This window comes from Nocardia jiangxiensis NBRC 101359, assembly GCF_000308615.1.
Lineage (GTDB): Bacteria > Actinomycetota > Actinomycetes > Mycobacteriales > Mycobacteriaceae > Nocardia > Nocardia jiangxiensis.
Genome location: NZ_BAGB01000148.1, coordinates 1 through 24,848, shown reverse-complemented (window position 1 = coordinate 24,848; position 24,848 = coordinate 1). Strand labels below are relative to the sequence as shown.

Annotated in this window: 30 protein-coding genes and 2 pseudogenes; 21 read left to right on the top strand and 11 right to left on the bottom strand. The window is 65.3% G+C overall.

All coding sequences use genetic code 11. The features are described 5' to 3' along the window. Positions 1-350 precede the first annotated feature (350 nt). The gene (locus tag ON40_RS35625; RefSeq protein ID WP_157186633.1) at positions 351-1,463 is read right to left on the bottom strand and encodes a hypothetical protein; all 1,113 of its coding nucleotides are present in this window, start codon (positions 1,461-1,463) and stop codon (positions 351-353) included. Between the two features lie 421 nt (positions 1,464-1,884). Further along, on the bottom strand, positions 1,885-2,268 hold the full coding sequence (locus ON40_RS35620) for a limonene-1,2-epoxide hydrolase family protein (protein WP_040829705.1): 384 nt from the start codon (positions 2,266-2,268) through the stop codon (positions 1,885-1,887). 364 nt (positions 2,269-2,632) lie between these two features. Here ON40_RS35620 and ON40_RS35615 point away from each other — a divergent pair, with 364 nt between their 5' ends. The 10 genes and pseudogenes from ON40_RS35615 to ON40_RS56550 form a co-directional block, all read left to right on the top strand. Beyond that, positions 2,633-3,397: a PIG-L deacetylase family protein gene (locus tag ON40_RS35615; protein WP_174435104.1), complete on the top strand. Its 765-nt coding sequence runs from the start codon at positions 2,633-2,635 to the stop codon at positions 3,395-3,397. After that, positions 3,394-4,068 carry an alpha/beta fold hydrolase gene (locus ON40_RS52610; RefSeq protein ID WP_169541960.1) on the top strand — a complete coding sequence of 225 codons (675 nt, stop codon included), beginning with the start codon at positions 3,394-3,396 and terminating at the stop codon, positions 4,066-4,068. The genes ON40_RS35615 and ON40_RS52610 overlap by 4 nt, the downstream gene beginning before the upstream one ends. Positions 4,069-4,138: 70 nt before the next feature. Then, positions 4,139-4,348 (top strand): hypothetical protein, encoded by a 210-nt coding sequence (locus ON40_RS35610; RefSeq protein WP_040829701.1) that lies wholly within the window; start codon positions 4,139-4,141, stop codon positions 4,346-4,348. A 316-nt stretch (positions 4,349-4,664) separates the two neighbouring features. Then, entirely contained in the window at positions 4,665-5,180 is a 516-nt protein-coding gene (locus ON40_RS35605) for a methylated-DNA--[protein]-cysteine S-methyltransferase (RefSeq protein WP_040829719.1), read from the top strand. A gap of 2 nt (positions 5,181-5,182) precedes the next feature. Beyond that, positions 5,183-5,674 carry an RNA polymerase sigma factor gene (locus ON40_RS35600; protein ID WP_373282028.1) on the top strand — a complete coding sequence of 164 codons (492 nt, stop codon included), beginning with the start codon at positions 5,183-5,185 and terminating at the stop codon, positions 5,672-5,674. Between the two features lie 5 nt (positions 5,675-5,679). After that, positions 5,680-6,288: a methylated-DNA--[protein]-cysteine S-methyltransferase gene (locus ON40_RS35595; protein WP_373282030.1), complete on the top strand. Its 609-nt coding sequence runs from the start codon at positions 5,680-5,682 to the stop codon at positions 6,286-6,288. Continuing rightward, positions 6,285-7,019, top strand: a complete 735-nt coding sequence (locus ON40_RS35590) for a 2OG-Fe(II) oxygenase (RefSeq protein ID WP_085997858.1) — start codon at positions 6,285-6,287, stop codon at positions 7,017-7,019. The genes ON40_RS35595 and ON40_RS35590 overlap by 4 nt, the downstream gene beginning before the upstream one ends. Next, a complete protein-coding gene (locus ON40_RS35585; RefSeq protein ID WP_040829699.1) occupies positions 7,009-7,284 on the top strand; it encodes an Ada metal-binding domain-containing protein in 276 nt (91 codons plus the stop codon). Before ON40_RS35590 ends, ON40_RS35585 begins: the two co-directional genes overlap by 11 nt. Further along, positions 7,281-7,802 carry a type 1 periplasmic-binding domain-containing protein gene (locus tag ON40_RS35580; protein WP_040829697.1) on the top strand — a complete coding sequence of 174 codons (522 nt, stop codon included), beginning with the start codon at positions 7,281-7,283 and terminating at the stop codon, positions 7,800-7,802. Before ON40_RS35585 ends, ON40_RS35580 begins: the two co-directional genes overlap by 4 nt. A 315-nt stretch (positions 7,803-8,117) precedes the next feature. Beyond that, positions 8,118-8,201 (top strand): annotated as a pseudogene (locus ON40_RS56550) (tyrosine-type recombinase/integrase); the annotation flags it as partial. A gap of 627 nt (positions 8,202-8,828) precedes the next feature. On the opposite strand, the gene ON40_RS35565 reads toward ON40_RS56550, so the two are convergent. Together ON40_RS35565 and ON40_RS52600 are read right to left on the bottom strand one after the other, a co-directional pair. Then, complete coding sequence (locus tag ON40_RS35565; protein WP_040829693.1) at positions 8,829-9,566, bottom strand: aquaporin; 738 nt, start codon at positions 9,564-9,566, stop codon at positions 8,829-8,831. A 538-nt stretch (positions 9,567-10,104) separates the two neighbouring features. Further along, on the bottom strand, positions 10,105-10,467 hold the full coding sequence (locus tag ON40_RS52600; RefSeq protein ID WP_157186630.1) for a hypothetical protein: 363 nt from the start codon (positions 10,465-10,467) through the stop codon (positions 10,105-10,107). On the opposite strand from ON40_RS52600, the gene ON40_RS56295 reads away from it, so the two are divergent. The 4 genes and pseudogenes from ON40_RS56295 (at position 10,378) to ON40_RS35545 (ending at position 12,297) form a co-directional block, all read left to right on the top strand. After that, complete coding sequence (locus ON40_RS56295) at positions 10,378-10,782, top strand: MFS transporter (RefSeq protein WP_373282029.1); 405 nt, start codon at positions 10,378-10,380, stop codon at positions 10,780-10,782. The two genes, ON40_RS52600 and ON40_RS56295, sit on opposite strands and share 90 nt — an antisense overlap. 24 nt (positions 10,783-10,806) lie before the next feature. Continuing rightward, on the top strand, positions 10,807-11,055 hold the full coding sequence (locus tag ON40_RS35555; RefSeq protein ID WP_040829691.1) for a hypothetical protein: 249 nt from the start codon (positions 10,807-10,809) through the stop codon (positions 11,053-11,055). Further along, positions 11,045-11,929 (top strand): annotated as a pseudogene (locus ON40_RS35550) (IS481 family transposase); the annotation flags it as partial. The gene ON40_RS35555 and the pseudogene ON40_RS35550, both read left to right, overlap by 11 nt. 164 nt (positions 11,930-12,093) lie before the next feature. Continuing rightward, a complete protein-coding gene (locus tag ON40_RS35545) occupies positions 12,094-12,297 on the top strand; it encodes a hypothetical protein (RefSeq protein ID WP_040829690.1) in 204 nt (67 codons plus the stop codon). Between the two features lie 132 nt (positions 12,298-12,429). Here the strand turns inward: ON40_RS35545 and ON40_RS35540 are convergent, their stop codons facing one another. Then, entirely contained in the window at positions 12,430-13,098 is a 669-nt protein-coding gene (locus ON40_RS35540) for a serine hydrolase domain-containing protein (RefSeq protein ID WP_083896150.1), read from the bottom strand. Between the two features lie 260 nt (positions 13,099-13,358). Here ON40_RS35540 and ON40_RS35535 point away from each other — a divergent pair, with 260 nt between their 5' ends. Continuing rightward, complete coding sequence (locus ON40_RS35535; protein WP_040829689.1) at positions 13,359-13,916, top strand: hypothetical protein; 558 nt, start codon at positions 13,359-13,361, stop codon at positions 13,914-13,916. Between the two features lie 350 nt (positions 13,917-14,266). Here the strand turns inward: ON40_RS35535 and ON40_RS35530 are convergent, their stop codons facing one another. Then, a complete protein-coding gene (locus ON40_RS35530) occupies positions 14,267-14,866 on the bottom strand; it encodes a TetR/AcrR family transcriptional regulator (protein WP_040829688.1) in 600 nt (199 codons plus the stop codon). Between the two features lie 76 nt (positions 14,867-14,942). On the opposite strand from ON40_RS35530, the gene ON40_RS35525 reads away from it, so the two are divergent. The 4 genes from ON40_RS35525 to ON40_RS54055 all read left to right on the top strand — a co-directional run bounded on the left by ON40_RS35525 (position 14,943) and on the right by ON40_RS54055 (position 17,722). Further along, positions 14,943-15,842, top strand: a complete 900-nt coding sequence (locus ON40_RS35525; RefSeq protein ID WP_218008916.1) for an alpha/beta fold hydrolase — start codon at positions 14,943-14,945, stop codon at positions 15,840-15,842. Positions 15,843-15,945: 103 nt separating this feature from the next. Further along, the gene (locus ON40_RS35520) at positions 15,946-16,695 is read left to right on the top strand and encodes an SDR family oxidoreductase (RefSeq protein ID WP_040829687.1); all 750 of its coding nucleotides are present in this window, start codon (positions 15,946-15,948) and stop codon (positions 16,693-16,695) included. Then, positions 16,692-17,135 (top strand): hypothetical protein, encoded by a 444-nt coding sequence (locus tag ON40_RS35515; protein ID WP_051194075.1) that lies wholly within the window; start codon positions 16,692-16,694, stop codon positions 17,133-17,135. Before ON40_RS35520 ends, ON40_RS35515 begins: the two co-directional genes overlap by 4 nt. Before the next feature lie 281 nt (positions 17,136-17,416). Further along, positions 17,417-17,722, top strand: a complete 306-nt coding sequence (locus ON40_RS54055; RefSeq protein WP_040829686.1) for a hypothetical protein — start codon at positions 17,417-17,419, stop codon at positions 17,720-17,722. 123 nt (positions 17,723-17,845) lie between these two features. Here ON40_RS54055 and ON40_RS35505 read toward each other — a convergent pair whose 3' ends face one another. The 4 genes from ON40_RS35505 to ON40_RS35490 all read right to left on the bottom strand — a co-directional run bounded on the left by ON40_RS35505 (position 17,846) and on the right by ON40_RS35490 (position 21,146). Continuing rightward, on the bottom strand, positions 17,846-18,178 hold the full coding sequence (locus ON40_RS35505) for a type 2 periplasmic-binding domain-containing protein (protein WP_063713152.1): 333 nt from the start codon (positions 18,176-18,178) through the stop codon (positions 17,846-17,848). A 294-nt stretch (positions 18,179-18,472) separates the two neighbouring features. Continuing rightward, a complete protein-coding gene (locus tag ON40_RS35500) occupies positions 18,473-20,275 on the bottom strand; it encodes a putative alpha/beta hydrolase (protein WP_051194074.1) in 1,803 nt (600 codons plus the stop codon). Position 20,276: 1 nt separating this feature from the next. After that, positions 20,277-20,594, bottom strand: coding sequence for a DUF2563 family protein (locus ON40_RS35495; protein ID WP_040829684.1), 318 nt, complete (start codon positions 20,592-20,594; stop codon positions 20,277-20,279). Positions 20,595-20,753: 159 nt separating this feature from the next. Further along, the gene (locus ON40_RS35490; RefSeq protein WP_051194073.1) at positions 20,754-21,146 is read right to left on the bottom strand and encodes a hypothetical protein; all 393 of its coding nucleotides are present in this window, start codon (positions 21,144-21,146) and stop codon (positions 20,754-20,756) included. 294 nt (positions 21,147-21,440) lie between these two features. Here ON40_RS35490 and ON40_RS35485 point away from each other — a divergent pair, with 294 nt between their 5' ends. Then, complete coding sequence (locus ON40_RS35485) at positions 21,441-22,361, top strand: LysR family transcriptional regulator (protein WP_051194072.1); 921 nt, start codon at positions 21,441-21,443, stop codon at positions 22,359-22,361. A 1,195-nt stretch (positions 22,362-23,556) separates the two neighbouring features. On the opposite strand, the gene ON40_RS35480 is transcribed toward ON40_RS35485, so the two are convergent. Then, on the bottom strand, positions 23,557-24,012 hold the full coding sequence (locus ON40_RS35480) for a MarR family winged helix-turn-helix transcriptional regulator (protein WP_040829683.1): 456 nt from the start codon (positions 24,010-24,012) through the stop codon (positions 23,557-23,559). Positions 24,013-24,107: 95 nt separating this feature from the next. On the opposite strand from ON40_RS35480, the gene ON40_RS35475 reads away from it, so the two are divergent. After that, on the top strand, positions 24,108-24,497 hold the full coding sequence (locus ON40_RS35475) for a hypothetical protein (protein WP_040829682.1): 390 nt from the start codon (positions 24,108-24,110) through the stop codon (positions 24,495-24,497). Positions 24,498-24,848: the final 351 nt, after the last annotated feature.

Sequence of the window (24,848 nt, the reverse complement as noted above, 5' to 3'; positions counted from 1 at the left end):
TTGGTGTGACCACAGCGCGGCGCGCGCAGGATCTGTTAGGTAGCTTGTCTCGCCTGGAACGGTGATCGTGGGGAAGGCGAACACCCCCCACGACGACGTCTGGATGACTTTTTGACGAATAAATGGCACATAGCCGCAGGTCACCCGGTACGGTTCGGGCGATGACCTGCGGCGGCGCATTTGGAGAGCACATCGGTAACTCCGTGTACTCGCATCGAACTAGCCTGCGATTGGTGCGATTGTCAAGGGTAGGCGGTGCTGAGTGTCGTTGGCCAGTTTGGATTCTGATTGCCGACTGTGAACCGACCGTACCGTCCCTGATCTCCCGCGAAGCTCGACGGTTCACGTGGTCAGGCGAATGCATCGATGTCGGCGCGTGCGGTGGTAATGGTCGCTGTGGCCGCGGACCGAGCGCCGTCGACGGTTCGCCGGCCGAGCCCGCACGCGGTGGCTACCCCGTACGCGGTACGGCCCGAGGCGTGTTCGAACAGTGTCAGCGCGCGGATGCTGTCGTCGACATCGTCGGGACAGACGACACCAGCGATCAGTTGCCAGCCGGGATCCAGTCGTCGCAGCGGGCGGTAGAACGCCGGGTCCAACGGCGCCGGATCGGCACCGTAGGCGCAGGGAACATGCACGACCGGCAGTGGCACTCCGCGCTTGCACAGTAGCTGAGATAGATGGCCGAGCAGGTTCACAACCGGCCGTAAACTGCCGGGAGTCAGCAGGTTCCTGTGCTCGTGGTCGCCGTAGCACAGGTGCAGGGTCGTCGCCGCGCCGATCTCGTGGGTACGGACGAGAAATCCGCCGAGCTGGCGCGCCAGCAGCGGCCCCAATGGCCACTGGGTCCGCAGTTGCTCGGCCTTGATCATGCCGAGGGTGGCGATCGGTGATTCCACCTGCCACACAACGCGATCCCCGTACCGAGCGGTCACCTCGGACATCTCCTGCAGTATCGCGGCTGTGAATACCGGCAAATGCCGAAGAGCGGTAACGACCACATCGAGGTTGCGGACCGCGGGCGCCACGGGTAGGCCGAGCGAGACCGCTGCGCCGGCGAAAACGTAAAGTGCCAGATCCAATGGATTCGGCTGGCTGATCTGAACTCGCTTGTCCGCCAACTCCGGGCGGCTGCGCTGCAGCGATTCGAATTCCGAGACGATCGCACCGATGCGCTCGACGCGCCCCATCGCCACATCGCGTGGTTCCAGGACGTGGCCGGGCCGTACACCGTAGCTGCGCATATCGCTGTAGTCGGCATAGTCGCCCGCGCGGACGACATCGAAGGCATTGCGTTCTTCGAGAGAACGCAGATAGGCGACGACCCAGCCCGCATCGAGGTCGCGCGGCACCGCGGTCAACGGCCAGCCGTCACTGTGGTCGGCGAACCACTCCAGGACTTCTCGATCGCTGGTCATCAGCGCCTCGGGCAGGCTACCGACGAAATGCGCGTATCTGGTCATGGCGGCTCCCTCGATCGACTGCAGATAGCCGACGGGCATCGATCTCGTGGCGCACTGTGTGAACGATGCGCATCGTATGTCTGTCCGCGTGCGACTGGCTCACCGTTCGTGGGAAGCCGGATCGCCGGTGGGGGCCTGCAGGTTGCGCGGTCCGGTGGTGTCGTGGCTGGGCTCCGACACCGGCGGAATGTCGTTCACTCCCCGGCGAATGGGCGCGTCCCTGGGTGCGGGACGGTGGATCCAACGGTGTTTCCGGTCCGATTCGCCGAACCTGGTTCAGCTGGGGCATCTCAGCCACGTGCGCGCACTGACATGCCGAATACGGGACGTTTGTCCGTCGCAATCCTTTGCTACACGTGATAGCTCGGGGTCTCGGTAGTAATCGCCGAACATCCAACGGAGTTCGGGCAACCAACCGGAGTCATCCCATCCGGGTGGTGAACTGGTTCAGGTCGAAATAGTCCCGCCAGGCGCTGATCCTGCCGTCCCTGACCTCGAAGGTCCCCATGACCTGGAGCTCGAAGGACCTGTCGGGGATTGTGAAGACGTCCACCCGCTCGGTCATCACGACCGGACCGTTGGCTGCGATGTTCATGATGCGGAAGTCGATGCCCATGATGCCTGGCGGGCCAGGGCGAATGAACGAGGCGATGTTGTCGGCGATCGCTTCCCTGCCGATGACCGGTGCCATCGGGATGTTATGGTAAACGGCGTCATCTGTGAGGAATGCGGCGAGCTCGCTGACTCCGGCATCGTCGGACCACGCAGCGCAGAACCTGCGCACCACCTCGATCGGGCTCTCCATCGGGCTCCCTCCTGCGCAATGATCAGATCATATGTCACGCCCTCCCCGCCTCCATGGCCCCGACGCCGAACGCACTGAAATGCCGCTGGTCGCGTGGTTCGGGTGGAACGCAACCGATTGCCGGAAAGTCAACTGGCCGTGATCATCTCGGCAGGCAACCGCACGCATGTGCCGAATGGCAGATGCAATGGATACACCCGGAAATCAGGCCGGTCGGAGCCTGGGTGTTCGAATCACCTGCGCAAGTCGGCGACCGACGCGGCCGCGGAGGGACACGCCGCCCGGCTCGCTGTCGGCCGGCCGAGGTTCGTCGGCACGTCCGAAACGCCGGACGGCGGGCCCCGGCCGCGCAAGGATGGCCGACATGACATTGCCTGCCCTGCCCGAGGAGTTCTTCCGGCGTGTGCTCTGCGTCGTCGCGCATCCTGACGACATGGAGTACGGCACGTCCGCGGCCGTCGCGCGCTGGACCGCGCGCGGTATCGAGGTCGGTTATCTGCTGCTCACCCGCGGCGAGGCCGGCATGCCGAACCCTCCCGAGGAGACGGCACGTCTGCGCGTCGCCGAGCAGCGGGCCGCCTGCGCCGTCGTCGGCGTCGAGCACCTGACCGTCCTCGAACATCCCGACGGCGTGCTCGTCTATGGCCTCGACCTGCGCCGGGACATCTGCCGGGAAATCCGCCGGTTCAAGCCCGACGTTGTACTCGGCGGCGGGTACGACATCGAGACGCCCCACGGCTTCGACCAGGCCGACCACCGCGCGGCCGGGCTCGCGACCCTCGACGCGGTGCGCGACGCGGGCAACCGGTGGGTATTCCCGGAGCAGATCGATGATGAGGACCTCGAACAGCACTCCGTGCGCTGGTACATCGTCCCCGGACTCGCCGGCTCCGCGACACACGGCGTCGAGGTCACCGGGGAGCCGCTGCGCCGCGGCGTCGCCTCGCTGGAGGCGCACGCCGCGTACCTGGCCGCGCTCCCGGACCACCCGGCCCCCGAGGACTTCATCCCGCATTTCACCTCGATGAGCGGCAAGGCCATGGGCGTCGAGCACGCCGTCCTGTTCCGCGCCCACGACCTGCAAGCACCGCCGGAACTCGCCACCGAAGACGCGCAGAACGGAAGATGAAGGTCTTGGCGATCAACGACCAGAACGTCACCGACGCGCAGATGCGTTCGATCTCCGCGAAAACGATGATCATCGCCGGTGATACGGATGCCGTGAAGCCCGAGCGCGCGCTGGCGATGTTCACACTGCGCGGTGGCGGCGACGAGGAAGCGGCAGCGTCAGGGGCACTGCAGAGAGTTCCGGCCGCGCGCTTGGTCATCCTGCCGGCGACGTCGCATATCGGCATCTTGGGCCAGTCAGCGGTACTGGCACCGATGGTGAATGCGTTTCTCGATGATGTGCTGCCGACGACGCCAAATCTCTTCCAGGCTCAGCTCGCACGCGGCAAGCCAGGTCGTCCACACTGCTCTGACCTTGCGATATCAGTAGGGATCAGCCGGACCCCGAACATCGTCCCGACTGCTCCTCCCGAGGCTGACTGCAGTCATCCAAAGCATCCGCACATGCCGCGGAGCGGGCGTCTGCGCAATGGGACCGGTTGCGGCGCAGCACGTCCGGTATCGCCGATGTGCGGTTGTCCTGCCAATGCCGGGGTGTCGCCCGCCGCGGCGGGTTCGTGGGTGAGGGCCCGCGGTCAGTCTGCGTTGGATCTGTTCAGTCCCTCCAGGTCAGCAGCACCAGCGGAATTTCGCGGGTGGTGCGCCGCTGATAGGCGGCGTACCACGCGATAACTTTCGGCACGCGAGATTCTCGAACCGGCCCAAGGTCGACGTGTCGTTCCGCAGCGGCCCACGTCAACGCATGACCGCCCAGATCGCGACTGTTGAGGAGCGGGCGGCGGGTATCGAGGCCGATCCTGTCGGCTCGGTGGTACCCGGCTCGGACGGCCGGGTAAGTCGGGGCCTGCTGGGCGACGAGTCTGCGGTGGCGACGACGCGCTGGCCGGATCGGGCGGTGGTCGGCTCGGGGCGTCTGTGGGTTGGGATGTGGGTGTGGTGTGTGATGAGTTGAGCGTGTCTTTCGAGGTTCGGTATGTCGGTGGTGTGGAGGGGGTATATCGCTGCTGCGCACGCGAAAGCGCTTGCCGCGCTGTTGAAATGGCAGGCGGGTTGCTCGGGAGTTGACGGGTTCTGAATCGGGTGAGTTATCGGCCGGGTTGCCCATGTTTTGTGTTTCCTGGGGGTTCGTACCAGGGCAACCGTTTGACCTGTCCCAGCAGGGCCGACCGCCTCGCGTGTGGCGGGCTTGGATCGAATCGGGTTCGGGATCTCACGTTCGGTGCCTGGTGCGCGTCTGCCTGGTGAGACGAGAGGAAAAGGGGAAGCAGATGAGTACTCGGCACACAGTGATCGACACCGCGGCGCTCGGCCCGGTCACGATCGTGGCAACCGGCGAGGCGGTGACCGGAGTTTATTTCCGGCATCACATCCGGCGTCCGGCCCAGGAATTGTTCGGGCCGCTGGTGTCGTTCGTCGACGACGCGGTCCTGGGCGAGGCCGTCGGCCAGTTGCTCGAATACCTGCTCGGTCAGCGCCGTCGATTCGAACTGCCGATGAACCCGGCCGGTGAAGACTTCCAGCAGCAAGTGTGGGAACAGGTCAGCGACATCCCGTTCGGGGAGACCACCACCTACGGGCAGATCGCCGAACGGTTGGGCGACCGGTCCCAGGCGTACCGGGTCGGCCAAGCGGTCGGTGCGAACCCGCTGTGCGTGTTCGTCCCGTGTCACCGGGTGATCGGCGCGAACGGATCGCTGACCGGGTACGCCGGTGGCCTGAAGCGCAAGCGGGCACTGCTCGAACTCGAGGAGCCGGCCGCGGTCTGCGTGGGGCGGCTGTTCTGACCGTGAGACCACCCTTCGAGGCGATCGTGACCGAGCACGGGCCCACCGTGCTGCGGGTCTGCCGGGCCGTCGTCGGCGTCCACGACGCCGAGGACGCCTGGTCGGAGACCTTCCTGGCCGCGATGCGCGCCTACCCGGACCTGCCCGAATCGGCGAATGTGGAGGCGTGGCTGGTGACCATCGCCCACCGCAAAGCGATCGATATGGTCCGAGCCGCCGGTCGTAACCCGCTGCCGGTGGACGAGCTACCCGAAGAGCACTCCGGACACGGTGTCGTCGGAGCCGACGAGACCGGCGTCTGGGCGGCAGTCGCGGCCCTGCCGGACAAGCAGCGCCAGGCCATCGCTTACCACTACGTCGCGGGTCTGTCCTACGCCGAGATCGCGCAGATCCTCGGCGGCACCACCGACGCGGCGCGGCGCGCCGCCGCCGACGGTGTGAAGAATCTGCGCAGAACCTACCCGGGCGCGACACTGAAAGGAGTAACACGATGAACGAGATGCACCGCGACGACGATCTGGTCGCCGCCCTGTCGGCGCCCGTGGACGAGACCGCTATGGCTCGGCTGCACCAACTGCTGGAACGCAAGGCTGAACAGGCCGGCCTGCTCGACGTCGCCTACACCACCATGGACACCCCGGTCGGCCGGCTGCTGCTGGCCGCCACACCCAAGGGCCTGGTGCGGGTGGCCTACGCCCGTGAGGACCACGACCAGGTCCTCGCGACCCTGGCCGACAAGGTCAGCCCCCGCATCCTGCGCGCACCGGCCCGCCTCGACGAGGTGCGCCGCGAACTCGACGAGTACTTCGCTCACCGGCGCAGGTCCTTCGACGTGCCGCTGGATCTGTCACTGTCGCACGGATTCCGGCAGATCGTGCAAAAGCATCTGCCCCAGATCGGTTACGGGCAGACCCGCAGCTACGCCCAGGTCGCGCAGCTGGTCGGCAACCCGCGCGCGGTGCGGGCGGTCGGCACCGCGTGCGCGACCAACCCGTTGCCTGTCGTCGTGCCGTGCCACCGCGTGACGCGCGCCGATGGCAGCCTCGGCGGCTACGTCGGCGGCGCGGACGCCAAGCACCTGCTGCTCGACCTCGAGGCCGCCGCATGAGCGCCACCACGACGGCGCGCTCGGATCGTTGGTCCGACCGCGCCGGCCGGGTGGACTGGGCAGCGGTCGGCACCGGCCTCGACGCATACGGCGGTGCACCGCTGCCCGGCCTGCTCACCGCCGAGGAAGCCGCCACGATCGCGGACCTCTACGACCGCCCGAAGCTGTTCCGCAGCACCGTCGACATGAACCGGCACCGGTTCGGCTCCGGCGAGTACCGCTACTTCGCCGCCCCCTACCCCGAAGCGATCGAACAGCTCGAGCAGGCGCTCTACCCGCGGCTGCTGCCCATCGCCCGCGACTGGTGGGCGCGATTGGGGCGGCCCGCACCGTGGCCGGACACCCTCGACGAATGGCTTGCCTTGTGCCATCAGGCTGGTCAAACCAAGTCGACGGCGATCCTGCTGCGCTACGGTCCCGGTGATTGGAACGCATTGCATCGAGACCTGTACGGGGAGTTGGTATTTCCGCTCCAGGTCGTGATCGGCCTCGACCGGCCTGGTGTTGATCACACCGGTGGGGAGTTCCTGCTCGTCGAGCAACGCGCTCGAGCCCAATCACGCGGCACCGCAACCCAACTCGACCAAGCCGACGGGTTCGTGTTCACCACCCGCGACCGGCCGGTGCGGACCGCCCGCGGCTGGTCGGCAGCCCCGGTCCGCCACGGCGTGTCCACGGTCCGGTCCGGCCACCGCCGCACCCTCGCGCTGGTGTTCCACGATGCCGCCTGACCCGGTGGCCCGCACCTACCTGCTGCTCGGCGCCGACGGGCGTCCGTACCGGTCCGCGACCGCCGGGCAGTGGGGCGGGCACCGGCGCAGCAAGATCTACGGGCGCCTGGACTGCCGGTCGGCGCTGCGCGCGATCGCGGCCGGCGGGTATGTGAAGTACCGGGTGTTCTTCGCCGACGAAGCCGCCGCGGTCGCCGCCGGCTACCGCCCTTGCGCGGTGTGCTGCCCCGACCGCTACCGCACCTGGAAAGAAGCCATCCAATGACCGCGTTGCCCGGAACCCCGCTCCTGCACAACATATTCCACGCTGACGACGACGTTCGCGCTGCCACCGATGCCGAGGTCGGTGCGATCATCGCGGTGGCCCGTGCGCGGGACGCCCGCATCCTGACTTTGGGGTCGGGCCGCGCCCCGGCCGCGATCGCGAGCATGGCTGCGGTCGCGGCCGAGTGGGAGCGCGGCGGCGGCCGGATCGCCGGCCACGTCACGTGGCCCGAGAACGCGGCGTCGTGGCTGCGGCAGGCGCGCCGGTTCACCGCCACTGCACCGGATTTGTGGGTCATGACCGGGCCGCGGCTGGGGTGGGCCCAGATGACCCGGCGGCTGCTGTGGTCGACACCGTGGTCGGCCAGCACCACGATCGTCACCGCGGAGATCGCCGATCCCGCTGCCATGGCACTGGTTGGGACGGCATATCTGGAAGGGCTGACCGGTGTCGATTCCGACGGATCGGTGTGGACCGTCACCGACGGCCTGCTCCGTCATCAGCCCGGTGCACGATGATCGCCGCGCCCGAGACGGATGTGCTGCCGTCTATCTCACGTTTCGCAGGCGGTGCACGTCTACGAGGCGTCGGGGCCCATTACCTCGCTGTGTGCCCGCGGACACACAGCGCCCGGTTGTCCGCGGGCACGCCCCCGACCCACCCGGGTAATCTCCACGGCCACAGTCGGCGCCGTCGTGCAAACAACGGGTCCAGTCGCCGGTACAGCAAAAATCGGCAGGTATCTAGCTGCCGCTCAACCATTCGTGAGCGATATGTCCGGCTCGCAGCGCTGCTGGTCAGAGAACCGAGAAGAGCAGCGGCTCGAGATAATGCAGGAACAAGTCGGTCACGAGCACGCGTCCACGACCTTGATATACACCTGCGTGTCCTCGGACTTCCGCATCCGCACCCTGCGCGACCTGATCAACGACCTCGGCGTTCCTGCCCGGCTGAGCCGAGTCGGCGCACTGCGCCGGCACGTCCTCGAACTGCCGACCCCGGTCGTTGCTGACGCCCTCGGTTACCACCACCACACCACGACCCGTGCCGCCGCCCAAGCGCCGCTACGCACCGGCCCCCGCACCCGGAAACCGGCAGGTCGGACACCTCCTCACGACAGTTGTTTACGAGCCCCTGCCAGTCTGAAACCCCTACTTATCCGCGCCGGCACCGCCGAACAAGCCTCAGTCATCGAGACCGCCTTCGACCAGTAGGTTCCGGCGCACACAGGGCTCGGTGATCAGGACGAGTCGTCGCGCACCGTTCATGGCACTGCTCATCCAGCGTGGCTCCACCGCTGCGCAGCTTCTGCCTCTGCCGCGGAGACGCGGGTCCAGGCGGTGCGGTCGGTGGAATCGACGCCAGCGAGCAGTAGTTCCGTGCGCCGCGTGGGCGTGTAGCGGTCGGAAATCTCGATGCCGAACCTCATCTGCTGGACACGCCCGATGCCGGGGCCCAACCGCGCGCCATGTGGGGAAGGACCTGCGATTGTCGGGCGTTCGATGCGGTGTTGGCCTCTGGGTACGGAACACGCCGCGTTTTGCTCAACCTGCAGGTTGTTGTGCCGCCGGGTCGGTCTTGCGTGGGTACAGGTAGAGCATGATGACGGCTGCCACAATCCCGCCGAGGAGCGGCGCAACGATGAACAACCAGAGCTGGCTCAGTGCATCACCGCCGACGAAGAGAGCCGGCCCGAGGCTCCGTGCAGGATTTACCGATGTCCCCGTAAGTGGGATTCCGACCAGGTTCACGGTACCCAGCGCGAGGCCGATCGCCAGACTGGAAGCGACCGTGGTAGCAGTCTTCGACGTCACGGCGAGCACCACCGAGACGAAGATGAACGTCAGCACGACTTCGGCAACGAATGCGCCGCCGGTACCGAGGTGCGTCATCGAGACATCGTCGAAACCATTAGCGCCGAGACCCTGATCGGACGTCGAGTACCCCCTCGCGCCGCTCAATATTCCGCGCAGGACAGCGGCACCTGCGATACCACCGGCGAACTGAGCGACCCAATATCCGATCGCTTGCACGATCGAGATACGCCTTGAAGCGAGGAAGCCGATGGTGACGGCGGGATTGACGTGCGCACCGGAAATCGGCCCGATGCCGTAAGCGAGTATCACCAATACCAGACCGAAAGCCAATGCTGTGACGACGACTCCGGCGGACTTGCTGGCGCCGGTGATCTCGAAGCCGAACGACAGCGTGGCCGCGGCGACTCCGATGAAGACCAAGGCTGCGGTGCCTAGAAATTCTGCGAATAGTGCACGAGCATTCATCGACTCCTCCTGAACGCGAGTGAGATCCGATCTACCGCATGGCCGCTGAAGAATTCCTGGAAGATTGTGGGCAGCCGGAAGGTTGTCCCGCCGACTGGTCTCTCACGCTAACATGGCAGCCGGTTTCAGCGACATCACTGATGAAAGTGTTTCAACGAATATCCATGTCCACGAACTATCGGACCGCTGATCGGCGGATACGTCGGTTGGGTGACGCCGAGCACTTGCGGACGGACAAGAATCGCGAGTAGCGACATTCATAACCGTCGCGGCTGATGGGGGTTTCTAATGGTTTGCGGGCAGTGTCAGCAGCGCTCGACCGTGCAGTGAGCGCCGCTGGCGGGAATTTGACAATATCTCCGCTGAATTCGGAAAGATTCTTGAAGGCCTAGGTGTTGCGGGCCATGACGTTGTAGTCGTTGCTTCGGTTTGATGCCGGTGGGTTGTCAGGGTGGCGGGGTGAGTTCTCCGGAGGCGTCCAGACGGTAGCCGCTCGGCCTGTGGGCCGGGCGGCGTTGTGAGTGTGCTTCCCCGCCGGTCACTGAGCGATCGGTGCGGTGTGGGTATCTCGCAGCGCCGGATGATGCCGGTTCCTTGCTGTCGGGTGATGGTTCGCCCGATTCTGCAACTCATCCCGGGTGCCGTGAGTATGGCTGCGGTGCCCTGTATCCGGGGAGTACTTTCTCATGCCCATTGTGGTGTTCATGCTGGCTGTTGCGGTTTTCGCGCAGGGCACATCCGAATTCATGGTCTCGGGACTGTTGGAACGGATCGCGGTTGATGTCGGCGGTTCGCTCGGCACTGCCGGCTTATCGACCTCGCTGTTCGCGGCTGGCATGGCGCTGGGCGCGCCGGTCATGGCGATGGCGGCGGGCCGGCTGCCCGTCAGGTACTCGGTCACAGCGTTCCTGGCGGTGTTCTGCCCGCTCATGTCGTCGGGGCCGCCACAACCGAGTATGCGGTACCTAGGCTAGGGACACGCGGTGTCGCGGCGGTCGCCAATGCCGGTTTCCTGGCGGTCGCGCTGGCCGCATTGCCAAGAATGGTCGGCCCGGCGAAGATCGGCCGCGCGACCTCGGTGGTGGTGTCCGGGGTGACGGTGGCCTGCATCGCCGGTGTCCCGGCAGGCACGCTACTGGGACAACTCTGGAGCTGGCGTTCGGCGTTCTGGGCCGTCGCGTCATCAGTGCAGCAGCGCTTGTGCCGGTGTGGGTGATGCTCTGTCGCGACGTGCGCGAGGGTGATGCGCCGGACGAGCAAGCACCCTCGATGCGGTGCGAATGGTCGGTACTGTGGCACCGGCTGGTTCTGCGCCGTTGCGGCCGGGGTCCTGGTCAACGCCGGTCTGCTCGTCGACCGCACCGATCACCCGACCACGGCACTGTGGTGCAGCGCCGCCTTCACCACCGCGGCGGTGGGTGTCGCGGTGATCGGCCAGCGTCGGCGCGGAACAAGCCCGGTCGAGCAGGTGCGCGCCGATGCACGCTAACGCTCCGTTGTCGGTGGAAGGTCGGCGACGACTGGTCCAGCGGTGCCGGGATCGCCCGATCGCTCACGTCGCTGCCGACATGGGGATCTCGCGCCAGTGCGCGAGCAAGTGGGTCAACCGATTTCGCCGGTACGGGGAACTCGACATACTCGACCGGTCCTCGGCGCCGCGTCGCCAGCCCACCGCGACCACCGCGGAAGTCCTCCTACGGATCGAGCAGCTGCGGCGCGACCGCAAATGGTCGGCACAACGCATCACCGCCGAACTGGCCGCCGAGGGCCTGTCGGTATCGGTGCGAACCGTGAGCCGGCACTTGGCCCGGCTCGGCCTGAACCGGCGCCGATTCCTCGACCCCGGCGGTGAAACCAACCGAGCCCCGCGCCGGATCATCGCTCGCCGACCCGGGCACATGGTTCACGTGGACATCAAGAAAGTGGGTCGCATCCCCGACGGCGGCGGTTGGCGAACCCACGGCAGAGGGTCCGATCACGCCAAGGCCGTCGCCCACACCAAGACCCGCAGCACCCGCTCTGGATGCGTGTTCTTGCACACCGCGGTCGACGGCTACTCACGATTGGCCTACACCGAAGCGCTGCCCGACGAGAAAGCCTCCACCGCAATTGGTTTCGTGTTCCGAGCGCGGGCGTTCTTCGCCGCACACGGCATCGACCGGATCGAAAGGATCGTCACGGACAACGGGTCTTGTTACCGGGCAAAAGATTTCGCGAAAGTCCTACTCGGTGCCCGACACCAGCGGATTACGCCCTATACACCCCGCCACAACGGGAAAGTCGAACGCTATATCAGGATCCTGGCTAAGGAATTCCTCTACGCCCACGAATGGATCTCGGATCTGCAACGCCAGCAGGCACTGTAAATCTGGAACATCCACTACAACTACCGACTTATGGTCGTGGAAGCATCATTTCGCGGGAGTAGCTACCCGGTGAAGCGGTGCCAGGAGGCGGGCGCGGTCTTCCGCGCCGATGCCGGCGGTACTTCCGAGACGCCGCGGGAGCCGTTGTTGGGGTTGCGACGGTGGCCGGTTACCTGTGTTGGGTCACGTGGGCCTGGCCCGCCGGACTCGACCGGCGCCTCACCGAGATCAACGGTGCCCCGGGCGCGGTCCTCTACACCGACGGCTCGACCTGGGCGGTGCTGTGCCTGGACATCAACGGCGACAACCGAATCCAGGCCGTCCATCTGATACTCAATCCCGACAAGCTGACCGGCGTCCGCTGAGAGCAGTCGTGTAATCGGCCCTATCGCGTGGTCGGCCCGGGAGTCGCTGGCGTATAGGAAGATGCCCGACGAGCCGTCGGGCGTTCACCCCGGTTATGGTCCCGCAACGCTGATACGCCGCGCGTCCACGGGTCATTCGAATTCGGCCCGGAGAAGATCGGTGAACACGCCGATCGGATCGGTCCAGTCGCCGTGAGTCCAGTCGACGTTGACGTTGGCGACGAGGGTGTGGCAGCCGTCGCGGGTGCCGTATGTGTATGTCCACGAACCGAACAGCGCGCCGCCCATACCCCACAGCGATATGCCGGAGGGCAGGGTCACCGAGGAGATACCGAGGCCGTAGCCGGTGTGCGCGATCCAATTCCTGGTGGGGACGGTTCGGAACATCTCGGCCTGTTCGACGGGGCGGAGCAGCCGGCCGCCGAGCAGGGCTGCGAAGAAGCGGTGCAGGTCACCGGCGGTGGAGGGCATGCCGCCCGCCGCGCCGAACATGGAGAAGTCCAGCTCGGTCGCGTCGTGGATCACGGCGTCGGGGCTCGGGTCGAACAGCGTCGTGTAGTGGCGGGAGTGCGGCCCCTCGATGGTGGGGGCGCTGCCGTGGGGCGGGGAGGTCGAGGTGAGGGCGGGTGGCTCGATGATGTGGCGGCGGAGCTCGTCGTGCAAGGACGCGCCGGTGGCCGCCTCGATGAGCATTCCGGTGAGGATGTAGTTGGTGTCGCTATAACCCCAGTCCGTGTCTGGGGACCTTTGACGACGCGACCCTTGTCCAAGTGGGCTGCCAGGGCTCCTCGGCAGGTCCATTCCACGATGCCGACCAGGAAGCCGGTGGCCAGCGCGGCGGGCAGAGCGGCGGACTCGTCGGATTCGGGCAGCAGTGGTATGGCACCGTGGGGTTACGGTACGCTACACCGGTTCTCGCCGGGGCAGCGATTCGGCGTCATCGCCGAGATCCCCGACAGACCCTCGGCGACATCCTCGCTATGAGCCAGCCATCACGATGAATTGTGCAGGCCGATATCCGAGCGGGGCTACAGCGCCCCAGTGTCATATAGGAGCGAATATTGTCAACGAGCACCGCCTCACCCATCGTCGCCGTCGGACTGCTCATCGCAGGCGCCGCAATCGGATTCATCCCCACCTACCTACTGGAACCGTCCAAACAACGGCATGCCCTACGGACCCGCTGGGACGTACCGCTGTTCGAACTGTGCAAGCAGTTCACCGGAACATCACGGCAACTCGTCCACCTCGCCACCCGTGTCGATGAGACCGACGACAACGCAGCACAGCTGAGCCTCATCGAAGAAAAACATCGTGAACTGCGAGCACTATTCGAACAACTCCGCTTGATCGGCGGCAAGCAACTACAAGAATCCGCGCGCCTGATAATCCACCATTGCTACGCCGTTCGCGCAGTTGCCGAAGGCAAGCCGGACCCACGCGCCACGGACTACCCCGGCATGACACCGACCGCGCCCGTGGCCGACGTTACACAGGCGTTCTACACCGCCGCCAGGAACCAGCTCGGGGTACGCGATCCCGACATCATCCTGCAGGACCCATCGCTCGATCAGCATGCGATTTCGGCTGCCCAACAGCCGGTCCGCCAATCGCACTGAAATACAGCATATCCCGGGTCCGGCAGAGTGTCGGAACCATCAGTGATCCGGCTCTGTCGCACTTTCGGTGGTAGCGGGTTCCGATCTACCCCAGCAGGATTCGGTGTCGTAGGAGCCGGAAGCCGACACGGCTTACATTTGCCTCTCGAGTAGCTTCGTTTTCGTGTTGACCCCTCGCAGGGGCTGTTGCTGTTGGGCAGTGTCAGTCCGGCGCCCGGGGCGTCGTGGTCTTGTTCGGGGCCGCGCAGGAACGGTTCGAGTCCGAGGTCGGGAAATGTGCTGGGCGGGACTGGCTGGTGCTCTGAGCTGCTTGATGGCGTCGTGGATGATCTGTCGTCGTGACGGATCGCTCATCCGGGTTGCGCTGCCGATGCGGCGTCGAGGCGCTCGAGTTGGCGGTCCAGGATGGCGGTGGCCTGCTCGGGCGTGTGGTATCCCAGTAGCACGGCATCGCCGAGCCCGCTGACCAGCGCCAACAGCATGTCGGCCTCCTGGACCGGGGCGACACGACCGGGCGGGTAGGTAGCCTCGATCCAGGTGATCAGGGCAGTGTGCAGCAGGGTGTGGCCCTCCCGGAATCGTTCGGCGACGGCCGGGTCCTGTAGCGCGCGGAACAGGAATGCGGTGGCCACCAGGGATTCGGTGCGATCGTTCCGATCCAGCGGGAGCAGGGCGAGCAGTACGGCGCGCAGCAACTCGCGCGGCTGCGATGTGGCGGCGGCTGTCCGGTCGGCGACCCGTTGCTCGAGGCGTTCTCGTAGATAGCCGGTCGCATAGCGGAGCATCAGGTCCTTGTTTCGGAAATAGTGCTGGACCAAACCCTTGGACATGCCCGCCGCCGCGGCCACCTCGCTGAGGCTGACCCCCTCGAGGCCGCGCTCGCCGGCCAGCCGGCACAGGGCGGCCGCGATCTCCCGGCGGCGCTGGTCGTGGTCTACCCGTTTGGGCACGACACCCCCTTTCGTAATCCGATCGTATTGCAACCGCTTCCGCGAATCTTTACCATCCGATCGTATTGCAAAAATCGTGAACGAGGAGATGATGACCATGGGAATGGGCCGGTTCGTCTCGCCGAAGGCTCGCGCCGAGTTCGACGCGGTCTATCGAGTGGGCATGGCGTCGTTGCCGCAGCCCGCCGCGACGCACGATGTGCCGACACAGTTCGGCACGGTCCGGGTGTATCGGTTCGGATCCACCGACACCGTGCCCATAGTGCTGCTTCCCGGCCGGGCCGGCACCACTGTGATGTGGCAGCCGAACATCGCGGGGCTGGCCACGCATCATCCGGTGTACACGATCGAGCCGCTGGGTGAGGCCGGCTGCAGCGAACAGGCGGCCCCTCTGCGCGACGGAGCCGACCAGGCGGCCTGGCTGAGCGAGACACTCGCGGGCCTGAGCTTGGACCGGGTGCATCTGGTGGGCCACTCCTTCGGCGGCTGGCTCGCGGCCAACCTGGCGGTGCGGGACGCGCGCCGACTGGCCTCGCTGAGTCTGCTGGACCCGGTACACACTCTGGGCAGGTTCCCCGCGCAGCTGCTGGTTCGCTCCGCCCTGGCCACGCTCCCGCTGGTCTCTCGGTGGGGTCGACCGGCCTTTCTGGCTTGGATCAACGGCGGCCGGGCCGTGTCACCCGACGACCCGGTCGCAGCGGTGGTCGACGCCGGGATGCGGACCTACCGGATCGCCGCACCCGTTCCGGAGTACCTCACCGACGATCACCTGCGGTCGATCGACATTCCGGCACTTGTCGTGGTTGCCGGCCGCAGCGTCATCCACCACCCGCAGCCCGCCTACGACCGCGCTCGCACGCTCATCCCACACTGCCGTGCCGAATTGTGGCCCGCCGCAACACATTCACTGCCCGCCGAGTCCCCGCACGAAGTAGACGGCCGGCTGCTGAGCTTCCTCACCGAAGCACGAGCCTGAACCGGCACGGCAAGCGAGGAACATGTCGCCGAAACCTGTTGAACAGGAGTCTATTCGGCGACATCGCGTGAACGCATATCGCCCGCGAGGAAGCGAGGTCAGGATGAGCACAGTGTTGGTCACCGGTGGCACCGGGAAACTGGGCCGGGCCGTGGTCGAACGATTGACGAACGGGGAGCGCGAGATTCGCGTGCTGAGCCGCACGCCCGGTACGGGGCGCACGGTCGGGGATCTGCGTACGGGAGCCGGGCTCGAGGAGGCCGTCGAGGGGGTGGATGTGGTCGTGCACTGCGCCACCACCTACGGCCGCGATGATGTGGTGGCGGCCCGGCGGCTCGTCGATGCGATCGGCCGTACCGGGGGCGCGCCACATCTGGTGAATATCTCGATTGTCGGTGTGGACCGAATCCCGGTGCCCTACTACCGCGCCAAACTCGCGGCGGAGGGGGTGATCTCGGGTAGCGGGCTGCCGTGGACGACGCTGCGTGCGACCCAGTTTCACGATCTGCTGGCTACCGTATTCGATGTGCAGCGGTGGCTGCCGGTCACCTTCGCTCCCGACGGGTTCCGATTCCAGCCCATTGATATCGGGACGGTCGCGGACCACATGGCGGAGCTGGCCGTGCGCAAACCCCTCGGCCGCGCACCGGATCTGGGCGGTCCGCGGATGCGCAGCATGCGCCAGCTGGCGGAGATCCACCGCTCGGTCGTGCATCGGTGGCGGCCGATTCTCTCGCCACGCCTGCCGGGCAGGATTGCGCGCGGCTACGCGCAGGGGTGGAATCTCGTACCCGGCAATCCCCAGGGCACAGTCACATTCGAGGGGTTTCTGCGCGAGCGGGCGGCGCGGTGACGGGCGCGCGGGGCCGGGTGGCGCGCGGGGGGCTCCTGTTCTTCGCCGGCGTCTCCGCCGTCCTGGGAGTCGTGATCCTGGCCGTGCCTGAATCGTTCTTTTCCCTTCCCTGGGTCGATCTCGGCATGCCGTACAACCCGCATCTCATGCTCGACTACGGGGCAATGAATCTGGCGCTGGCCATTCCACTCGCGGCATCGGCCGTGGCCGCGAGTCCGTTGACCGTGCGCAGCGGACTGGCCTCGTACGCGGTGTGGGCGGTCGCGCATCTCGTGATTCACCTGCGCTACCGCACGCATCTGGCGGCTCACACCTCCAATGGGAACGCGAACCTGCTGCTCGTGATTCTTGCTGTCGCGGTGGTGATTTCGCTGGCACTGTTCCTGCTCTCGCTCGCCGGTCCGGGCAGCAGCCACACTTTCGGCGGTAGCGGATTCTGATCTACCCCAGCAGGATTCGGTGTCGTAGGAGCCGGAAGCCGGCACTGCCGAACATATGGCTTTCGAGTAGCTTCGTTTTCGTGTTGACTCCCTCGCAGGAGCCGTTGCACCAGGACGAGCAGATCGGGGTGATCCGGCCTTCGAATGCGATGGCGAACGCGTTGAGCGCTGGTGGTCGGTGAGGTGGTGCGCCTGCTGTTGGAGGCGTACTACGAGTCGCGGTTCTCCGACCGATCCCACGGGTTCCGGCCCGCCGGGGATGCCACACCGCGTTGCGGGAGGTGGCCAAGACCTGGACCGGGACGACGTGGTTCATCGAGGGCGACATCGCCGACTGCTACGGCTCTTTCGATCAGGACGTGTTGGTCGGAATCCTGGTGAAGCACATCCGCGACAACCGGTTCCTGCGGCTGCTGCGTGGCTCTGGGTGTTGTCACAGCTGGGGGATCCTGGCGACTTTGTCGCTGGGTCGTACTGTGTTGCTGAGCTACTTCAACGCGTCATGGGTCATGCCGAAACGAGGCACGGTCTCGAGTCGGATGCACACCGCCGGCAGTTGCGGACTCGGCGGTGAGTCCCTTGGCTGACGGATGAATAGCAGCGTGCGATTCGGCGGTTGGAGATGCACGGTTGACACCAGGACTCCTACTTGATGGCGATGCTTCTCGTCGCGGAGGTCCGCGTCGTTTCTACTGCTCGAAGCCGAATATCTATCGAATCGCTGCCGCCGAAGCCGGTGGAGGATTATCGAGCTGTGCGGATTCGGGTGTTTCCATGCAATCGAGAAAGGCGTCCACCGCGGGGTTCGTTTCTCCCGATCGCCACACGGCATACAAATCCAGAGTTGGGACCGGGTCCATCAATTTCACCGCGACTGCCGGGCTGTCGGGCTCGCCCATATTCATAGCAATCGCGCGTGGTAAGGACGCGAAACCGACCAGTGGGCGTACGGACACCAGGTGCGCGGTCGCGCCCGGATCATCGGCGTGATGGGACACCGACAGTGAGATCTGTGATTGCGCGGCGGCGAAGATAGTCAACACACTGTCCTCATCTCCTCCGACCGCCCGGAAAGCGCTATCAGGCAACACCTTCCGGGAAGCCGACGCGATGTCCCGCCCCGGCGCCGTTGGTTCCCTCAGCGATGGAGGGGGCGTTCGGTGTCGACGTGCGGAAGGCAGCTTGTCATCGGTGGCTGCGGAAGAGCCGCTCTCTCCACGCGGCGACGAACCTGGTTTGAGCTCAGGCCGGTGAGACGCCGCGCGCGGTGAATCCATCGGGACGGCATGCCAGGTATTCGGCCACTTCGCAGACGCTTGCCGGGCCGGCCCATTTCGTCACTGCCCCGGGTCCTCGCCGCCTTCGGAGCCGGCCAGCAAATGGTCACGGGCGAGACTGTCGACTTGGGCGGCGACGATCTCGCTCGTGGCCCGCAGTGAATCGCTCCCCGCATCGAAGTAGTGCAGGTGGTCTTCGGGGGTATAGCCGATGATCGGTGTGTCGTACTTCGCGGGCGCTTCGGCTCGTATCTGGACGGCGCCGTAATCCGGTGAGGTGGGATCGGCCTCCCCGCCCTGCGAGGTCACATGGCTCACGGTGTCCAGATAGGTATGGCCGCCGTGGGCGTTCAGGTCGTGGGATGCCTCGCCGACGTAGACGTGTCCGCCGCGGTCGAGATGGAAGTCGGCGGCGTTGTGGGCTTGATCGGTGCTGACTGGGCCCAGCAGCACCACGTCGTCGGCGTGCATGTGACTCGCGGCGGCCGCGTCGGAGGTCACGATGGCCCCGGCGGAATATCCCACCACAGTTACGTGTGAGGCGCCCTGGTGTGTGGCTTGTAACCCGTTGACGTCCTGGGCCAGGAGGTTTCCGCCGGCACGTTCTGCGCTGGGGTTGGCACTCGCGACAGCGGTGATGCCGTTCGTCGGGTCGTCATATCCCATCCAAGCCACGACGGCGGTGTGATGGCTCGGGTCGGCCGCGTTCGATTCTTCGTACAGGTTCTTCGCTTGCGCATTCTGCACCGCGAACCAGCCCTTGTCCGAACCGTCGCTGGCGCGCACACTCTGGCTGGCTCCGGGTACGACCACCGCGGTATTGGCTGCGGTGTCCGGGTTGCCGATAGCGATTGCGGCCCTGCCCTTTCCGCCGAATGCGAGTGGCTGGTAGGCGTACAGGTAGGTGGGGTAGCGACCGGACCTGGGCGGACTCGGAAGACCGTAGGCTGCCAGACCGGCTCGCACGTTCGACGCATTGCGGTAGCGCGTCACGGCGTCGGGGGTGAGGCAGTACTTCACGGGATCCTTCAGAATCGCGTCGACCGAGACCCCTTCGCTTTTCGCCAGACCCTCGACCAGACCGAGATCGGCGTCCATCACCTGTCTGTTCGCGGTGTCACGGTCGGCGACGGGGATTCCATTGAGATTGCCGATCACATCCGCGTGCGCGTCGATCATCGCCTTCTTCTCGGCGGGCGTGAGCTGCGTCCACCAGGCGTACACCTTTTTCGGATCGGTATTCGAGGCAGCGCTGTCGAGTTCGATCGGTGGCAGATAACCGGCGGATTCCAGCTTGGTCATGTGCTGGTCGAGAAGATTCTCGTAACCGTCGACGGTTCCCTTCAATTGTCGATACGTCGCGGCCACTACCTTGACAGCAGCGTCCTGCAGTTCGGGCAAGATCTCGGCCTGAAATGCCGCTCTGCGCGTTTGCATATTGGCCGGTACGTTGTCGTACTCCGATTCGAGTGCCTTCAGTTCCTTGTCGAGGGCATTGATGTGAGTGTGTGTCGTATTCTGCGCGGTGGCGAGGGCCGCTGCGATCTGCTCCAGACTGGTGCCGATCTTGCTCAGCGCATCGGCTGAACCATGCAATCTGGATGAGGCATCCTGCACCGTTGCCGAGTCATCGATTACGTCGGTTCCATCGGAGGTGTACGCATCGCGGAAATGCCGGCGAGCGGTGTCGAACGCACTGTTGGCCTGCCCGACATGAGATCCGGTCTTGTGGAACGCCTCGGCCATCGTGCTGATACGAAGCGGATCACCCGCCAGTAGCTGGTCCTGCAGATGCCACGGATCGCCTCCCGCCGATTTCGTCAGGTTGGACGCCGAGAGGACGTACAGCTTCGGCGGCGGCATCTCACCCTCGCCGGTCGGTGGTATCCCCTGCACGCACCGCCGCACCGCCTGCCATGTCCGCCTCCCGCAGACTGGTCGTGGCATCGTTGGTCTGCTCGCCGATCCAGGTGAGCCTCCCATGATGATCGTCCAGCGCCCGGACATGCCTCGCGTGAGTTCGGGACACCACGGTCTCGGCATTCGGAGCCGCTCGGGTCCGTCCGAACATTCCCGTGTTGATCTCGACCGATCGCAGGTGTGCGCGTGCCTGGTCCACATGGTCCGCGGCGGTATGGGTGTGGCTCTTGCCGTGGGCGAGTCGATCCAGATCCGCGTACATCGGTTCCCTTACCTGTGGAAGTTTCAGAAGACCGAGTTACGGTACCCGCCATGGGGAGTCGTATCCGCCTCTCACACGCTCACCCTTTGGGAACTGCCTGAAGCAACAGTCGTATTCCCTCCGACGACCCGTGGCTTCACCGGTCTATGTCAGTGTGGCTCAGCCGCAGTGGCCGGGTTGAGAAAACCACACATCGGTCGCCCCGATTCCCGGGCCGGCACCCCCACCCCATCGGATGCACTCGCCGGCAGCGTCAAGTTTGACGGGGCCTGCATAGAACTCGAACTGCCCCGGGTCGCTCTTCGCGCGATTGGTGCCTACCGAAACGAAGGCGCTCACGAACGTCTTTCTCCCCACGTACCGCGTTTTCCATGTCACAACACAGTTCGTTTTGCCGTTGTAGAGCAGGTCGATGCGCGCGCCATCGATGTCGTGGTGGTCGATCTCGTGGTAGCTACCTCCGCCGCAGGCCTCGATCGGGGAGGACGCCGCATTCGCCGGGCCGGCCAAGGTCAGCGATCCAGTGAGGACAGCGACTGCCGTGAGGCTCACCCGGGCTCCGCGTGTAAGCATGCGCACTTTTCAAATTCCTTGTCTAGGTGGAGAACTGGTCATCAGGAGCGTTCAGCGGGAATGTGAATGTCGTTTGTCTCCGTTGCGGGGCCACCACGCTGCCGGTCGTGGGACAACCCGGCAGCACCGGTCGATGGTCTGCCGGGTCGACATGACAACTCCTGTTCGCAAGTACGGAACGCTACGTTGTTCACCATCGCCTGCGGGATGGCGCGGTATCAACGACAATGTCGGCAACCGATTGTTAAGCGACGGGTTCACAATGAGACGGGTATGGAACTGCGGGACATCGAAATATTCCTGACTTTGGCCAAAGAGTTGCACTTCGGGCGTACCGCCGAGCGTCTTCGTATCACGCCCGCCCGGGTGAGTCAGTCGATCAAGAAGCAGGAACGCCGGATCGGCGGACCGCTGTTCGACAGGACCACACGAGCGGTTCGCCTCACACCGGTCGGAGAACAGCTTCATCGCGAGCTCGATGCCGGGTACCGACAGATCGTCGACGGTATCGAAGCGGCCTCCGTCGCCGTGCGCGGCACCACCGGGACACTGACGCTGGGCTGCATGGGGCCGTACCCGTTCGGGCGCGCCAGCCTCGTCGATGCGATCGAGCTGTTCCAGAGCCGCCACCCGAAGGCCCGGATGCAGTATCGCGAGATACAGCCATCGGCGCCGCTGGACTCATTGCGGTGCGGCGAGGTCGATGTCGCGTTGGTGTGGTTGCCGGTACACGAACCAGATCTCACGGTGGGACCGGTCACGCACATCTCGCGGGTGTGGCTCATGGTTGACGCGAATCATCCCTTCGCCCAACGTGTTTCGGTCTGCCTGGAGGATCTCGGTGACTGCACCGTAGTGGCTGGCAGCTCGATTCCCCGCTACATGGAACAGGCCCTGAACCCCTACCACACCCCATCGGGCCGACCGATAGCCCGCGGACCGGTGATGTCCACCTGGCAGCAGGTGCTGTACACCGTTGCCTCGGGCCGATGTGTTGCCGGGGTTGTGGAAGAGGTTGCGGACCACTATCCCTGGCCCAGCCTGGCCTTCATTCCGGTCCGCGACGCTCCGCCATGCCGATTCGCGTTGATATGGCGCACCGCTGCGGAAACACCGCTGATCCGGGCGTTCGCCCGCACCGTATCGCCCGCCGGTGCGACACACGGCGACCCGGGCGCGCCCGTCCGGCCGTAGCCACCGCACCGAATGGCGAAAGGTCAACCGCCGGTAACCCTCCTCCAGCGGCGTGGGCGGTAAGCCAAGCTACATATGGTTGCACGCGTCATTCTGTCCCGCCGCCAAGGCCGTGATGCGGCGGCAGCGGAGCACATACAAACGATGCTTACCCACGGTTCGCCTACGCTCGCCTTGCTAAGACAGGCTGATAGGCGTGCCTGGTTGCCCATTGGGCGCAGCGAAGGATAGCTGCATATGAGCAGTAGGCAGCGTTTGTTGGGCTGGGCTGCGGCGCTTGGATTTCCTGTCCTTCTTGGTCGGCTCGGACAGTGCGGTCGATGTGACGAGTGCTTCACCGCATCTGTGATCGGTGGACAGCTTCGGTGCCGGTTGCCGGGTTCCCCGCCGGAAAAGAAGACAGCACGTTGTCGCCGTTTCCATGTTCGATGTGCCCTACGGGCGCTCAGCGGTGACTGCGTTTGAGCTGGGGTTTTCCTGGTTCCGGTTGTATGGGACCGCAGTGAAACCCGTTTGAGCTGCGGAAACAGTGTCGCAGGTTGGTGCCCCCGGCGGGGCACTATAAGGATGGGACCGGCGCTGAACAGCGGTTCCAGCAGCATCTGACCACCGGAATACTGAACCTGAAGTGCGGTGGGGTCCATATGCGGATCCCACCGCACCTGCTCTCAGCTACTCGTCGTCGGCCTCGTTGCGATCGGCCGCCGCGTCGGCGCGGTCATCGAACCCGCTTGTCGATGTTGGCGATTCAGGATCTCGATCGGCCGCCGCACCGATGCGGTCGGCAGATTCGCGATCCATCGGGGTACCGCCTTTGCCCATGATGTGTGCTCCCTTCTCCCTTGAACGAAGGCTGCCGCAGCACACCGTCGCCGGTTACAACCGGTGGAGGGCAGTTATTCGGTCCTTGCCCTATTCCCTGGGGACTTCAATGAGTCTTTCCGAGTATTGGCGCCTCGTCGTGGTCGGGTGGTCCGATGGTGTTCGATGCGCAGCAGAACCAGCGCCGTGGCGGTGACGGCGCAGCGCGGCCCGACGGGCCGGTTATCAGCGGCCGAACGGCCAAGGATCGGCAACAAGGGACCGTCCCGTTTACAGCTGTCCCTGGGCGGATGTAGGTGGATCTGCTCGTATCGGGGCCAAGTCGCCGATGCCCATCACCGCTTCGACAGTACGTGGCTGGTCAACAGGTTCTTCACATCCCGGTGACGGCCGATTCGTATGCTCGCAGCGTCGCGATCACGAGTTCGCGTTGCTCGGCTGTGAGTGGGCCGAGCGCGGCTCGCCAGCCGATGCCGGCACCGCCCAGCCAACCCTGCACGGCGGGTCGGTGCTGCTCGGCGATGGTGACGATGGTGCGTCGCCGGTCATTGTCATCTTCCGTGCGATGCAGGATGCCTTTGCGGCTGAGGTCACCGACCATCAGGCTCACGGTGGTCGGCGCGACCTCGAGCCGGGTGGCGAGTTGGTTGACCGTGAGCGGCCCGTCGACCAACAGGTAGGTCAGCAGTGAGAGGTGACGTGGCGCGAGGTCGAAAGTGCGCAGCGCTTCGGGGACCGGGATCTGTTTCGCCCGCCCGACCAGCCGTGGCATCAGCAGCACCATGGCACGGACGCTCTCGTCCAGGGACGGATCGCTCTCGGTTGACATACCTTTCTCCCCAAATTACCTTTGCTTGCAAAGCTATATCGGTCTCGGATTCATGGTCGCACATCTGCCGGGCCGTACTGGCGAAGGAGCCGCTGATGACCGGAAGCCATGTCCTGACCATCGGACTGCACCCGAAAGTCCTGGATTACAACCGTTTCCCTGGCCTGGACGAGGCCGCACTGCTCGCCAGGATCGATGCGGTTGACGGGTCGTTGCGCGACGCGGGATTCGAGGCGACGTCATGTCGGGTCAGCGCGTCGCCTGACGAGGCGGAAGCCGAGGTCCGCCAACTATTGGCCGAGCAGTCGTTCGACGTCGCGATGATCGGCGCGGCCGTACGCGCCATCCCCGAACACACTCTGTTGTTCGAGCGCATCGTGAACACGCTCATCCAGGCGAATCCTCGAATTCGGCTCTGCTTCAACACCTCCCCGGAAACCACCGTCGACGCCCTTCGTCGCGGGACGACCCGGCTCGCGGGTTGACCTAGCGACGACGTCGGAAGTCATTGGGGTGCAACGAGAATACGCCGAACATCAGGTATGAAGGCAGTTCTTCCGGAGATCAGTTTTCATACAGGTTTCTGCGCATCGTGAGGTGTGATATACACAGCCGTGCTCTGCTGGGCGAGGCTACCGTTGAGTACGTGGCGTGTCTGCTCGAGTCTGAACGCCGCGACCGCGGCACCCGGCGGCAAACGCGCCGTCTGTGAGCGCGGGAACTCGCTGTTCGAGACCACGTTCGAGGCATTCGACGAGTCAGCCTGTGCACATGGCGAATCGGCGCCTGAGGTTTCCGCTGACTCGGCCGGAGTCGTGTGCGACGGGGACTAACCT